This is a genomic window from Pseudomonas cyclaminis (genome assembly GCF_015163715.1).
Lineage (GTDB): Bacteria > Pseudomonadota > Gammaproteobacteria > Pseudomonadales > Pseudomonadaceae > Aquipseudomonas > Aquipseudomonas cyclaminis.
The window spans coordinates 34,708-47,438 of sequence record NZ_JADDUM010000030.1; the positions used below are offsets into that span (position 1 = coordinate 34,708).

The 12,731-nt window shown below is 60.9% G+C and carries 11 protein-coding genes and 1 pseudogene; 1 reads left to right on the forward strand and 11 read right to left on the reverse strand.

Features of this window, described 5'->3' with window-relative positions; all coding sequences use genetic code 11:
* Nucleotides 1-6: 6 nt before the first annotated feature.
* The 3 genes from IQK56_RS04400 to IQK56_RS04410 are packed head-to-tail and all read right to left on the reverse strand — an operon-like array spanning nt 7 to nt 3,063.
* Entirely contained in the window at nt 7-909 is a 903-nt protein-coding gene (locus IQK56_RS04400; RefSeq protein WP_193863510.1) for a sugar phosphate isomerase/epimerase family protein, read from the reverse strand.
* A 40-nt stretch (nt 910-949) separates the two neighbouring features.
* Nucleotides 950-2,119, reverse strand: a complete 1,170-nt coding sequence (locus IQK56_RS04405; protein ID WP_193863511.1) for a Gfo/Idh/MocA family protein — start codon at nt 2,117-2,119, stop codon at nt 950-952.
* A 20-nt stretch (nt 2,120-2,139) separates the two neighbouring features.
* Entirely contained in the window at nt 2,140-3,063 is a 924-nt protein-coding gene (locus IQK56_RS04410; protein WP_150760139.1) for a TIM barrel protein, read from the reverse strand.
* 138 nt (nt 3,064-3,201) lie between these two features.
* Between IQK56_RS04410 and IQK56_RS04415 the strand changes: the two genes are divergently transcribed.
* A complete protein-coding gene (locus tag IQK56_RS04415) occupies nt 3,202-4,242 on the forward strand; it encodes a LacI family DNA-binding transcriptional regulator (RefSeq protein WP_193863512.1) in 1,041 nt (346 codons plus the stop codon).
* 20 nt (nt 4,243-4,262) lie between these two features.
* On the opposite strand, the gene IQK56_RS04420 is transcribed toward IQK56_RS04415, so the two are convergent.
* The 8 genes and pseudogenes from IQK56_RS04420 to oxdA all read right to left on the reverse strand — a co-directional run bounded on the left by IQK56_RS04420 (nt 4,263) and on the right by oxdA (nt 12,622).
* Nucleotides 4,263-4,661 (reverse strand): lipase family protein, encoded by a 399-nt coding sequence (locus tag IQK56_RS04420; protein ID WP_193901550.1) that lies wholly within the window; start codon nt 4,659-4,661, stop codon nt 4,263-4,265.
* Nucleotides 4,662-4,738: 77 nt separating this feature from the next.
* Nucleotides 4,739-6,379 (reverse strand): AMP-binding protein, encoded by a 1,641-nt coding sequence (locus tag IQK56_RS04425; RefSeq protein WP_193901551.1) that lies wholly within the window; start codon nt 6,377-6,379, stop codon nt 4,739-4,741.
* 46 nt (nt 6,380-6,425) lie between these two features.
* The gene (locus IQK56_RS04430; RefSeq protein ID WP_193863514.1) at nt 6,426-7,700 is read right to left on the reverse strand and encodes a GTP-binding protein; all 1,275 of its coding nucleotides are present in this window, start codon (nt 7,698-7,700) and stop codon (nt 6,426-6,428) included.
* Nucleotides 7,697-8,340: pseudogene (nthB, locus tag IQK56_RS04435) on the reverse strand (nitrile hydratase subunit beta). The gene IQK56_RS04430 and the pseudogene nthB overlap by 4 nt, the downstream one beginning before the upstream one ends.
* Nucleotides 8,341-8,381: 41 nt before the next feature.
* The gene (gene nthA / locus IQK56_RS04440) at nt 8,382-8,975 is read right to left on the reverse strand and encodes a nitrile hydratase subunit alpha (RefSeq protein WP_193863516.1); all 594 of its coding nucleotides are present in this window, start codon (nt 8,973-8,975) and stop codon (nt 8,382-8,384) included.
* A gap of 80 nt (nt 8,976-9,055) precedes the next feature.
* Nucleotides 9,056-10,570, reverse strand: coding sequence for an amidase (locus IQK56_RS04445; RefSeq protein WP_193863517.1), 1,515 nt, complete (start codon nt 10,568-10,570; stop codon nt 9,056-9,058).
* A 118-nt stretch (nt 10,571-10,688) separates the two neighbouring features.
* Nucleotides 10,689-11,558, reverse strand: coding sequence for a transporter (locus IQK56_RS04450; protein WP_150760131.1), 870 nt, complete (start codon nt 11,556-11,558; stop codon nt 10,689-10,691).
* The gene (oxdA, locus tag IQK56_RS04455; protein ID WP_193901552.1) at nt 11,555-12,622 is read right to left on the reverse strand and encodes an aliphatic aldoxime dehydratase; all 1,068 of its coding nucleotides are present in this window, start codon (nt 12,620-12,622) and stop codon (nt 11,555-11,557) included. Before oxdA ends, IQK56_RS04450 begins: the two co-directional genes overlap by 4 nt.
* Nucleotides 12,623-12,731 lie beyond the last annotated feature (109 nt).

Sequence of the window (12,731 nt, forward strand, 5' to 3'; positions counted from 1 at the left end):
TGAAGGCTACTTGAAGTGCTTGTCGACGTAAGACTGGATCTCCTGGCGCATGAAGCGCCCGGATGCATCCGCACGCTCTTCCCAGCCGAAGACGCACGCGGTGACGATGCCGTCGAAGCCGGTCCTGGCCAGGGCACTGAAAAACAGGTCCCAGTCGATTTCACCCTGATGCATGTCCATGTGCTGATGCACCGTCACTTTCGCGCCCGGCGGGTTGACGATATAGCGCAGGCCTGACGACGCCTTGTGGTTGTAGGTGTCGGCAATGTGTACGTGGGCGATCATCGAGCCTGCATCGGCGATCATCTGCGCCATGTCATCCCCGAAATAAAAGGTGTGCGGCGTGCAGTACAGGAACTTGACGTTGTTCGAGTTGAGGGTTTTAAGCATGTCCAGCGCCGGGTGCAGTGTCTCGCACCAATCCTCGGGATGGGGCTCGACGTTAAGGGTCACACCTTCTTTCTCAAACACCGGCACCAGTTCTTCCATGGAACGCCACCAGGCGGCTTCGCTGGATTCGTGGCTGTGGGAACCGCCGCAGCAACTGACCTTGTGCCCTCGATCAGGCGAGGGGCCACGGCCGAACTCCGAGTTCATGGTGGTGCATCCCATCTCCACGGCGATCTGTATCGCTTCTTTCCAGTAATTCACGGCGGCGCGACGTTCATCTTCGTGGGGGCTGGCCCAGCGGTACATGGGCAGTATCGAGGCGAGCTGCACATTGTGGTCGCGCAGGGCTTTTTTGAACTCGCTGATGCGTTCCTTGTGGGCACGTGGCCGCACCCACCAGGGCAGGAAGTCATCCCTGGGTGAGAGCTCGATGTATTCAAAGCCGAGTTCGGCGGTTTTGCGGCACAGCTCTGGCAGGCTCAAATGGCGGTGCATATAGGGGTCGAGGGCGATTTTCATTGTTGTTCTCCGAGGGTTGTTCTGTTCGTTTTAACGGATGTCAGTAAGCGACCCAGGCGGAGTCGTTGTCGGCCGACAACACGCAACGCTCGACCCAGCGTACCCCTTCGACCCCCGCGTCGATGCCTGGGTAGCGCACCGCGCCGAGAGCCTGGGCATCGTCGCGGTCAGTCGCATCCATGGCCAGGGCAAAACGGTAATAGAGATTGGCCCAGGCTTCGAACAGGCCTTCCGGATGGCCACCGCCGATACGGTCGTCGAGCAGTGCGTTGGGATGCAGGTAGCCCATGCCGCGCTCAAGTATTTGCGCCGGTTGGCCCTGGACTTCGAAACTCAATTGGTTAGGCCGCTCATCCCACCATTCGAGGCTGGCACGAGAGCCGATCACACGGATCTTCTGGCCATGCATGGAGCCTGCATTGACCGCGCTCGACCACACCATGCCCATCGCGCCGCCTTCGTATTCCATCAGGGTGTACGCGTTGTCTTCCAAGGGCGCGCGGCTGGCGACGAAGCTTTGCCGACTGCACATCAGGCGTTTGATTTTCAGCTCGGGCAGCATCACTTCCGACAGATACAGCGGGTGTGTCCCGACATCGCCCAGTACGTAGCTCGGCCCCGCCTGGCGCGGATCGACACGCCATTGCGTCGCCTGGCTCTGGGCCTCCACTGGCGCGCTGTGGAAACCGTGGGCGAACTGCATGTGCACCATGCGTACATCGCCCAGCTCGCCGGCGGCGATCATTTCCCTGGCTTGTTCGATCAGTTGATGGCCGGCATAGCCGTACGTCACACCGACGATGCGCTTATGTTTATGCGACAGTTCGCGCAGGTTTTCGGCCTGCTCGACGGTGAAGCACAGCGGCTTTTCACACACCACGTGCAGCCCGGCTTCAAGGGCGGCCTTGGTGATTGCGTAGTGTGTGCCGTTGGGTGTGGCGATTGACACTGCTTGAATGCCGTCTGCCCGTTGGGCTTCCTGTTCAAACAGGCTCAGGTAATCGGCGTAGCAGCGTTCGGGGTCGACCCCCAGTTGCTCGCCGAATTCGCGACCACGGGCCGCGTCGATATCGAATGCGCCCGCCACCAGTGTGAAGGTGTTGTCACGCAGTGCGGCGCAACGGTGGATATAGCCGATCTGGCTCTGGCTGCCGCCGCCGACCATGGCCCAGCGGATAGGTTGGGGGAGACGTTTGCTGCCGTTGATCATGGGGTGTGCCTCGTGTGGGGTCAGAATCCGACGGATGCCAGGTAGGTGCGGCTGGAACGGACATCGTCCAGGCTGCCAGTGGCGTTTCGAGGATCGCGTTCCTGCTCGACCGTGATGTAACCCTCGTAGCCCAGGGTCTGGATAAGCCGGTACAGGCTCGGGTAATCGATCACGCCGCGTCCGATGGGGCACATCACGCCCTGGGCGCAGGCATCGAAGAACTTGATGCGTTGCTTCAGCACCTGGTCGAATACGCGTTGGTCGATGTCTTTGAAATGGATGTAATCCAGCCGATCGGCGTAAGCGCGCAATGAAGCCGCAGGGTCCATGCCCGCGTAATACAAGTGCCCGGTATCCAGGCAGAGCCCGGCGACATCGTCGGGAATGCCCTCGACCAGCCGCGCCAGTTCGTCGGCAAACTCGATGTAACCGCCGGCGTGAGGATGGATAACCGGGCGAATACCGTAGTCATGCCAGGCGATATGGCAGATGGCCCGGATGTGCTCGATCATGGTTTGCCATGCGCTATCGTCCAGGCGTTCCGCCAGCTCTGAATGGCCGGCGGCGTAGTCGCGGTCCTCATGGCCCCAATCGATGATGACCAGGTAGGGACCGGCAAAGCGCTGGCCAGGCTCCTTGTCGATGGGCGGCAGTTGTTTGAGCAATTCGCAGATATCGCGGGTTTGACTCAGCAGCGACGGCAGGTTAGCCGGGTTGACCAGGTCATCGAAAATCGTCCCGGCCACCACGTGCAGGCGGTTTTCCCCAAGGGCTGCTGCCACCACCGTGGCGTCCAGCGGCAAGTAGCCATAGGGGCCTAACTCAATGCCGCGATAGCCCGCTTCATTGGCTTCGCCGAGCACGTCGCGCCACGCGGGCAGGTAAGGGTTTTTTACATCGTCAACGCCCCAGCAGCAGGGTGCCGTAGAGATGTGGATGGTCATCGATTCACTCCGGTGTTGTTGTTATGAGTGGGCTGTGTAGCCTGGGAGGATGCTATTTCAGAGGGGTGGAGCGCGGCTACGGGAGGCTGGATAACTCTGTCAAAACCCTTCATGATTGCGAAAAAGAGATGTCAAAACATGTCAGAAGAACCACGTCGAAAATTGCGCCCCACCATGGCGGATGTCGCGCGCGAAGCCGGTGTCAGCCTCTCCACCGTCGACCGTGTGCTGAATCTGCGCGCAGACGTGCGTACCGACACCGCGCACCGCATTGCAACCGCAGCGGCACGCCTGGGGTTCCATGCCAAAGGGGTTCTGGAACAAAGGGTCCTGAATGACAAGCCGACGGTGCGGCTGGGTTTCCTGCTGCAAAAGAGCGGCGTGGCGTTCTACCAAGGGCTCGCGCAAGCGCTGTCCAACGCTTCGGCCACGTTCGCCTACGCACGCATCCGTGTAGTCATCGGTTATCTGGACGACCTCGACCCGGCAACGGTGGCGCAGCGCATCCGGGCCCTGGGTGAGCAAGTCGACGGCGTTGGCGTGGTGGCGGTCGATCATCCGCTGGTGCGCGAGGCGATCTCTCGCCTGCAGGACGCTGGTGTTCCGGTGGTCGCGTTGATTTCGGAACTGGCCGGTCCCGCTTACGTCGGGCTCGACAATCGGTTGATGGGCCGCACAGCGGGGTGGTTCGCCACCCGGTTGGCCAGGCAGCCGGGTTCGGCAGCCGTGATGGTCAGCAGCCAGCGTTTCCAGTGCCAGGAGTTATGTGAGCTGAGTTTTCGCAGTTACTTGTCCAATCATTCTCCGGAGTGGGAGCTGCTCGCGTCACGCCTGACCCTTGAGGACGATGACTTCGCGTATGGCAATGCGCTGGATCTGTTGCGCGGGGAACCCGATCTCGCCGCCTTATACGTGGCTGGCGGCGGGATCGCGGGGGTGCTGCGTGCATTACGCGAGCTCAAACAGCAGCAGGTCAGGCTCCCGGTGGTGGTGTGTCATGACCTGACGGCCCTGACCCGGGAAGCGCTGAAGACTGATCTGGTGCAGGCGGTGCTCTCGCACCCGGTGGTGGACGTGGCGGAGCAGGCGGTCAAAGCCCTGGTCGCCGCCGCCTCGGACCCCAGCCTGGTCGCCAGGGTGATCGTGCCCATTCAGATCGATGTCAGCGAAAGCATCTGACGGCGGCTCGGGCGGGTGCGTCAGCCCGCACAGGCGCCGGTGATGGCCTTGCCGGCAAATCGGTCCTTGATCCACGTTGTCACGTCAGCGAGAGAAGTTTGGAGCATCCCCACATGATCTCCAGGGTACGCACGCAGTTCGAGTGAGTTGCCCGCCGCGCAGGCCTTCTTTGCCTGAGCTTCAATCACGGCAGGCGGCGTGGCATCGTCGGCCGTACCGATGACCACCAGCAACGGGCCTGCAGTGGCCTTGTTACCCACTTGGTTGATCGCAAAAAAATCAGACACGTAGGGCTGGGTGGACCAGTCTTTCTTCAGCACGTCGCCGGGTTTTGCCTGTGCGAACGCTGCTTGCGCATAGAAATAGCAACCCTTGCTCACCAGATCGTCATACCGTGCGGCCGCGTCGGCGATAGTCACCGTAATAACCCGACCTGGCTGAAACTTCGCTCCTTGAATGATTCCAGGGCTCAGCAACCGCAGTCTCCGTCCGTGACTCATGTGTCGAGTGCCTGCTGCCTGGCGATTTCCTGGTTGCGCAGGATAAACCGCTGCAACTTGCCGCTGGGGGTCTTGGGCAGGTCTTCGACAAACTCGATTTCCCGTGGGTAGGCGTGGGCGGCCAGGCGCTGTCGGACGTGCAGGCGCAGCACTTCAGCCAATTCGGCGCTGGGCGGGTGCTGACGGTCCAAGACGATAAACGCCTTGATCAGCTCGGTACGTTGCGGGTCAGGTTTGCCGATCACCGCCGCTTCGATCACTGCTGGGTGTTCGATCAGTGCGCTTTCCACATCGAAAGGCCCGACGCGATAGCCGGATGTCGTGATCACGTCATCGTTACGGCCGACAAAGCTGATGCTGCCGTCGTCATTGAGCTCGACGATATCGCCGCTCAAGTAATAACGACCGACAAACGCCTTGGTGGGCATGCCGAAGTAACCCTTGAACCAACATAGAGGAGAGCGCTCGCGATCCACCGCCAGCACACCCGGCTGGCCTATGGGCAGTTCCCGCTGGGCTTCATCCAGCACGACAATCCGGTGGCCGGGCACCGCATATCCGGCCGAGCCCTCACGTACCGGATGCTGCAACCCGTGGTGATTGCACAGCACCATGCCGATTTCGGTTTGCCCGTAATGGTCGTGGATAACCACGTCAAGCTCCGCGGCGAACCACCGGATGACTTGCGGGTTGAGCGGCTCGCCGGCGCTGCTGATGACCCGCAGGTGACCGCGTACGGCATTGGCGAACTCGGCGCCTGCTGCGATGAGCAGGCGATAGGCCGTCGGCGAACCGGCCAGGTTGCTGATCGCATACTTGGCGATGATTCGGCAGGTACTTTCCACGCTGAAAGGGCCGTCATAAAACAGCGTGGCCCCGCCGCACGCCAGTGGCCCGGTCACTGCGTAATACAGGCCGTACGCCCAGCCTGGATCAGCGAGGTTCCAGAAGCGGTCGTTTTCGCGCAGGTCAATTGCATCACGCATATAGCCCTTGAAGGCCAGGACGGCACTTAATGGCACTTCCAGTGGCTTGGCCGGCCCGGTGGTGCCGGACGTGCACATCAGCAGGAACGGCGCGCTGGCATCCAGCAACTCAGGCACGCACTCTGCGGGTTGGCGTTGCAGTGTGCTCCAGAAGTCGTAATCCCCTGGAGTCCGAGAATGATCGCCGGTCACGAGAATGCGCGGGCAGTCAGGGATGTCGTCCAGCTTGGGACGATTCTGCGGGTCGGTCACGATCCAGCGTGCTTTGGAGCAGCCCAGGCGCTGCTCGATCGCCTTGGGCCCGAATGCGGTAAAGAGCGGTTGGTAGACCGCACCGATCCGCCAAGTACCCAAAATCGCAATCAACAGCTCCACCGTGCGTGGCATCAGCCCCGCGACACGGTCTCCTGGCCGGACCCCTTGCTCGCGCAGAAAATTACCGAAACGCGCAGCGTGCGCCTGCAGTTCACTGAACCTGTAGTGCGTGGCACGGCCATCGCGGGTTTCGCAATACAACGCCACGGCATCGCCGTGGGCGTGCCGGTCGCAGCATTCAATGCAGGCGTTCAAGGCCGTCAACTCGCCTTGCAAGTCTTGGGCGGCCCTGTGTGCATAGTCGAAGGTGGTCACTGCTGAGTCGTAATCGTGCATGAACGTACCTGATTGTTATTATTGGAATATGTCCTGTACCCGTGCCCTAGTGCGCAGGCGTCTTCGGTGTGGGATCAGCCTGCGAAGATTGCGTCGGAGCCGACAAGGCACACGCGTTAAAGGCTGCCGCCCCCGGCAGGGCTTGCCAGGCTGCCGGGCCGTTGGCGATCTCCTCGGCACTGAGCAGGCACGTGTCGAGTTCGCGCTGCAATGCGTCGGTGTCCAGGTCCTGGCCGATAAAGACCAACTCCTGGCGGCAGTCGCCGACAATGCTGTCCCACTTGGCCATGATGCCCTGCAGCCGATATTCATCCCGCGGCCACTGCGACTGTTCAATGAAATTCCACCAGTGGCCCACATAGTCCCACTGGAACTGCCGGCCGCTTTGCACCAGCAAACCGGTTTCCAGGTGTCGACTGGCGAGCCAGAAGTAACCTTTGCTGCGTAACAGTCGCCCGTTGCCCCAGGGCCGCTGGAGAAAGTCGAGCAGTCGCTGTGGGTGAAACGGGGCGCGCTCGCGGTACACCCAAGACGTCACGCCATAGGTGTCCGACTCGGAGGCCGTTGCGTCATGGGCCTCCATTTTTTTCATCCAGCCCGGTGACGCCGCAAGGCTGGGTAAATCAAACAGATGGGTTCCGAGAATGCTGGACAACTTAACGTTGCCATGGGCCATCGGTACGATCCGTGCGGTGGGGTTGAGGCCTGCCAGAATCCCGAGCACAGCCTGGTACCCAGGCTCGTCGATCAGGTCCAGCTTGTTGACGAGAATCACGTTGGCATACTCCACCTGTTCGATCAGCAGATCGGCCAGATAACGCGTGGGCGTGTTTTCCTGAGCCTCTTCGCGGGACACGGTGTCCGTTGACTCGAGCAATGCCTGAAAATGACTGCCATCGACCACCGTCACCAGAGTATCGAGCCGTGCCAGTTCGCTGAGGCTGAAGCCCTCGGCGTCGAGGAAGGCGAAGGTCTCCGCGACCGGCATCGGTTCGGAGATTCCTGTGGATTCAATGAGCAGGTAATCGAAACGCTGTTGGCGTGCCAATGCACTGATCTGCTCCAGCAGATCGGCGCGCAGGGTGCAGCAGATACAGCCGTTGCTCATCTCGATCAGCTCATCGCGACCACGGTGCAGCGACACGTCGCGCTGCACCTCGGCGGCATCGATGTTGACCTCGCTCATGTCATTGACGATGACCGCCACGCGCAGGCCTTCGCGATTGCGCAGGATATGGTTGAGCAGGGTGGTCTTGCCGGCGCCGAGGAAGCCTGAAAGCACCGTGACCGGCAGTCGGCCCACCTGGGCGCCGTCCATCACGAGGCTACCTTGTCCAGGTAGCTTTCGAACAAGTCGACCACCACAAAACCGCCATATGCCGCATCGCCCCACAGGTCTTTCACGGCAAACTCGACATGGTAGGTCGGCTGATGCGCGCCCGCGTATCGCCATGGCCGATCGCGTCCGGGAACGGCCATTTTACGGAGGTGCGATGCAGCACCACGCCTTGCTTGCCACGCACATAGGCCGGCATGCGGATATGCCCAGCCACGTACTCGTCCCGTACAACCACCCGGTCGCCCACCTCAAAGGGAGGGCGACCGGTGATTGCAGCGCGACCTTCAGCATGGGCCGGATTCGCCAGCTTGAAGGGCGAGCCCAGGGCCTGATCAAGCTCGGCCTGGGTGATAACGCCTGTTTCGACCAGCAGGGTAGCGGTCGCGATGACATAGCGTTCGTAGTACTGAGTGCCGACATGCTGGCGAACGTCCAGGCGTTCGACGGCGTGACGGACTTCGTCCACGCTGAATTTTTTCAGGTGATCGGCACCAATGAACATCAAGCTGTAGGCCAGGTGCTCCCAGTCCTGCTTGAACACTTGCTTGTAGCTCAGGCTGTTGATGGTGTGGGGCACTTTGCCAAAGCCTTGGAAACCGCCGAGATCGTGAAAGCCATCCATAATTGAAACTCCGGAAGTTGAACGGTGATGGGGTGGTGTTCTCAGTCAACGCGGGGCAGGGCGACGCCGATCAACACGTCTTTGGTCACCAGTGCCTGTAACTGTTCCTCGCTCATGTGCTCGGACCCTTCGGGCCGTAACGGCAACACCAGGTAGCGGCTTTCGGCGCTGGTGTCCCAGACCTTGACCACCACGTCGTTCGGCAACTCAGTCCCCAGTTCACGCAGTACGGTGCGTCCCTCCCGGACCAGGCGCGCACGAAATTCGAAGCCCTTGTACCACTCAGGCGGCAGGCCGAGCACAGGCCAGTTGGTGCAGGAGCAAAGGCTGCAGACAATCACGTTCTTGACCTCGGGCGTGTCTTCCAGCGCGACGATGTACTCGCCTTGCGGGCCGGTATAGCCGAACTGGGCGCACGCGGCGGTGCCGTCCTTGAGCAGCAGCGCCCGGAACTGCGGATCGACCCACGCCTTGGCCACAATGCGAGCACCATTCTGCGGGCTCCAGCCGTGCTCCATCAGTTGCGTGAGTTGCTCGATGTAGCCTTCGGGAATGAGCTCCTTGCTCTTGAGAACTTGAAACAGTGCCCAGGCGCGTTCGCCGGGTGTTGACGCTGTGGAAGTAGAGGGACTCATTGGGTATCTCCTATCAGTCAACGCGGTTGTGGTGTGTTTGAAACGTGCCGGTCGTTCTTATTGTTTTTTCAGTAGCAAGCTCAGAGCGTGCGCCAGTCCACGGCGGCTTCAAACGCGGCGGCGGCCTGGTAAATAGTGCCCTCGGCGTAGTGTTTGGCGACGAGCATCAGCCCGACCGGCAGGCCATCTACCCGGCCGCACGGAATCGACATCGCCGGATGCCCGGTGATGTCCTGTGGCGCGGTGTTGCCGATCATTTCCAGTGCCCGTGCCACGTACTCGGTGATCGAGCAGTCCGCTGGCGGGTGGGGTTGTGCGGTGATGGGCGTGGTCGGCATCACCAGCAGGTCATAGTTCTGCAATGCCTTGTCATAGCCTTGCCGGGCAAAGCGGGCGAGGTTTTGCGCCTTGGCGTAGTAACGCCCGTTGTACTGCGTCAGGCCGTATTGGCCGACAAACATGCACAGCTTGAGCGAGGCGGATAACTGATCAGCCTGCTCGCGCCAGCCAGCTTGTTTGTCCAGCAGGCCGACGTCGTACAGGCCTTTCCAGTTAAAGCCCGCGCCATTGCCATGCATCATCTGCATGGTCAAACCTTCGCAACCGATGGGGTGCCACAATGCCCCCGCCAGATTGTGTTCAGGAATGGACACTGACTCGACATGAGCACCCAAGGCCTCAAGACGCGCGATGGCTTCGCGTACCTTGTCCGCTACACGCGGATCCTGGTTGGCCAGCGCAAACCCCTCGTGCAGCACACCGATTCTGAGTCCGCTCAAGCCCCGCGCCAGGTAGCTGCAATAGTCGTCGACTTGAGGTGCCGCCTGGCGCGGGTCGAGTCCATCGGAACCGGCCATGGCCCGCAGCATCAGTGCGTTGTCGCGCACGTTGGCGGTAATCGGCCCGACATGATCGATCGTCGCTTCAATCGCCATGATGCCGGTGTAGGGCACTAAACCATGGGTCGGCTTCATGCCGTAGGTTCCGCAAAACGCCGACGGAATGCGTATGGAGCCGCCTTGATCGCCGCCCACGGCGATGTCCACCTCGCCGGCAGCGACCAGCGCGGCACTGCCTGATGAGGACCCGCCCGCGGCATACCCGTGACGGTGAGGGTTGTGCACCGGCGCTGGATCAGAGGTGTGGCTGCCCCCCGACAGGCAATAGTGCTCGCAGGTGGCTTTACCGAGGATGGTCGCGCCGGCATCGAGCAAGCGCGTGACCACGGTGGCATCAAACGCCGGTACAAACCCTTCCAGCGGTGCGGCGCCGTTCATCATGGGCACGCCGGCCAAGGAGACGTTGTCTTTGAGCGCGACGGTCTTGCCGGCCAGCAGGCCCTCACGCGCACCATTGACTTCAGTGCGGTAGTACCAGGCGTTCAGCGGGTTTTCCTTGGTCGAAGGGCGATAGCCTGAACTACGGTCGTAGCGTATGGGCGGCACGAAGTCAGGCAACTCGTCGACCAGGTCGTATGCGTCGAAACTCGGTTGCATCAGGTCCAGGTAGGACGCCGCCTGCTCGGGGGTCAGTTGCATGTTCAACTGAGCCGCGATAGCTGACAGCTGATCAAGCGTGGGACGAATAATGGCCATGGTTTTCCTGTCTTTCTATCAATTCTGTCCGGGTAGCAATTGAGTCCAAATTAGGCCTCTGTTGCCGTATTCGCATGGTTGAGCAGGACACTTATTTGGCTGAAAAGGACAGCGCGCCTCAGAACACTTTCAACACCCGCAGATTCAGGCGAGCGCCTTCCTTGAAGCCTTGCTCCACCTCGATGTCCTTGCCGAGCTGGGCCTGGAGTTGCAGCGTGGGATCGACAAAGTGCGTGACCGTGAAACGCGCATAGGACGTCGATACGCCGTCATGCTGGTCAACGCCGTCGATGCTCGTCGCAGCGCCGGTTACATAGCCGCCGCCGAGCGCGAAGGTGGTGCTGGGTGTCCAGTTGTAACGCACAGCGGTCTGGTATTCGTACCGCGTGTTTTCTTCGAGTTTTGCGCGGGCTGGACCGTAATCGTTATTGGTCGATACCCAGGACACATCCGCGACGGTGTCCAGCGCCCACTGCGTTGAGAAATGGTGGATATAGGCCGCCTGTAACGTCGCCCGCCAGCGGTTCTCGCCCAGGTTCAAGGCATCCTTCCTGTCGTAGCTGCCGATGGGGATGTACAGGTAGGGCGCCAGGGCGAACACGTCTTTGTTGGCGGTGGGTAACGTCCATTTGAAGGGCGCGGTAATGATCGGATCGCCCACACCATGGGTGTCACCCAGCGCACCGACGTCGCCCGAGGCGTTCATGTAGCCGAACGGCAGCAACACCTGCGGTTCCCAGGAAAGGTTCTCGGCAAGGCGGATGGCATGGATATACCGCAGGATGCCCACATCGGAGCTGAGCTTGGCGTTGTCCGAGGTTTTGTGACCGTCTTGATAAAGGTCCGAGCGTTGCGCGTGCTGGTAGTAAAACAGCACGGCATCGGCCCCGGCGGGCAGCGGCTCGAAATCCCCCGGCGAGACTTCAAGGGCCTGGGTTTTGACAAACGGCAACACTCCCAATACCAGAACAAATCGACTCAGTTTCATGCCTGGACTCCCTGGGCCGTGGCCGCATCGCGCAGCATTCCGGTATGGGGGTGGCAGTTGATGTATTCGAAGAGCTGGCTCTTGGCGTCCGACACTGAGACTTCGTGGTACAGCCGTAGCTTCTTCAGCCCTGCGGCGACGCGAAAGAACGTCACGAAAATGCGCAGGTGGGTCGGGTGGGACTCGGCCCAGCGTTCGAGTTTTTCCACCGAACGCCAGTGGCCGATGTTGTAGCTGACGTCGAGAAAGTTGCCGTCCATGTCTATATTGCGCACGAACCGGTTGCTGTAGCAGCCCAGGGGCTGGCCGTTGTCACGCAGGAAGTCCATACCGTCCTGCAAGGTGGGCAGAATTTCGTCGAGGTACAGCGAGCGTTCGTCTGCCTCGGCATCGGCCCAGTCCTGGCCTGAGCGAATCAGCGTGAGGTTGTCATGACCCAGGACGACGACCCGTCCGCCTTTGGCGGGATCGCCTGAGATCACTTGCAGCTCACTTGTAGGCTTCATCCAGTCCGTCTGGGAGATCGGGAATCGGTCACGCATCGAGCCCCAATAACCGTGCTCTTCGATTTCGCCACTGGTTGCATCCATGACCGCACCGACACCTGGCAGGTTTTCCTGGAAGGCGTACAACGTCTCGAACTGTTCGGCGCGTGGTGCGCTGATTTCACGGAAATAGCCAAGGCCCTCGTTGAGGCGATCCGGTGATGCCCACCAGTCATTCACCGGTGCGCAGCGCAGCCAGCGGCAATGGGCGGCGGGGTCTTTCCAGTAGCCCACGACAATCAAATTGTCGAAGCCGCTGCTGTCGGTGTGGTGGGTCACGTCGTGGGTCTGTGGGCCATCGGCCAGGCTGAAACTGTCAACGATATGCCGCACGGCCTGGAGTGCGGCCTCGCGCTGCGTCTGGTCGCGATACTGCACGCCGAGGTAAGCCATCACCACTTGCTGCAACTGCTCGTCGGCGCGTGCAACCCACATTGGAAAGGGCGGTTGATAGTCTTCGGGTACACGGCGAGACAGGCTGCGCGGGCATTTGAGATGTGTGTCGATTGCAGATTCCATCTTGAGCTCCTCGTTATTTTCGTTCAGGCCTACGGCTGGGCTTCAGCGGGTATGAGCTGCTGTGAGGTGGAAATTAGGCGTGACGGCGAGGCGCCGCTTGGTTCGGCGA

Bases quoted from the DNA above. Each gene is read 5' to 3' on its own strand.
- IQK56_RS04400 (WP_193863510.1), bottom strand. From the start codon at position 909: ATGAAAATCGCCCTCGACCCCTATATGCACCGCCATTTGAGCCTGCCA.
- IQK56_RS04405 (WP_193863511.1), bottom strand. From the start codon at position 2,119: ATGATCAACGGCAGCAAACGTCTCCCCCAACCTATCCGCTGGGCCATG.
- IQK56_RS04410 (WP_150760139.1), bottom strand. From the start codon at position 3,063: ATGACCATCCACATCTCTACGGCACCCTGCTGCTGGGGCGTTGACGAT.
- IQK56_RS04415 (WP_193863512.1), top strand. From the start codon at position 3,202: ATGTCAGAAGAACCACGTCGAAAATTGCGCCCCACCATGGCGGATGTC.
- IQK56_RS04425 (WP_193901551.1), bottom strand. From the start codon at position 6,379: ATGCACGATTACGACTCAGCAGTGACCACCTTCGACTATGCACACAGG.
- nthA (WP_193863516.1), bottom strand. From the start codon at position 8,975: ATGAGTCCCTCTACTTCCACAGCGTCAACACCCGGCGAACGCGCCTGG.
- IQK56_RS04445 (WP_193863517.1), bottom strand. From the start codon at position 10,570: ATGGCCATTATTCGTCCCACGCTTGATCAGCTGTCAGCTATCGCGGCT.
- IQK56_RS04450 (WP_150760131.1), bottom strand. From the start codon at position 11,558: ATGAAACTGAGTCGATTTGTTCTGGTATTGGGAGTGTTGCCGTTTGTC.
- oxdA (WP_193901552.1), bottom strand. From the start codon at position 12,622: ATGGAATCTGCAATCGACACACATCTCAAATGCCCGCGCAGCCTGTCT.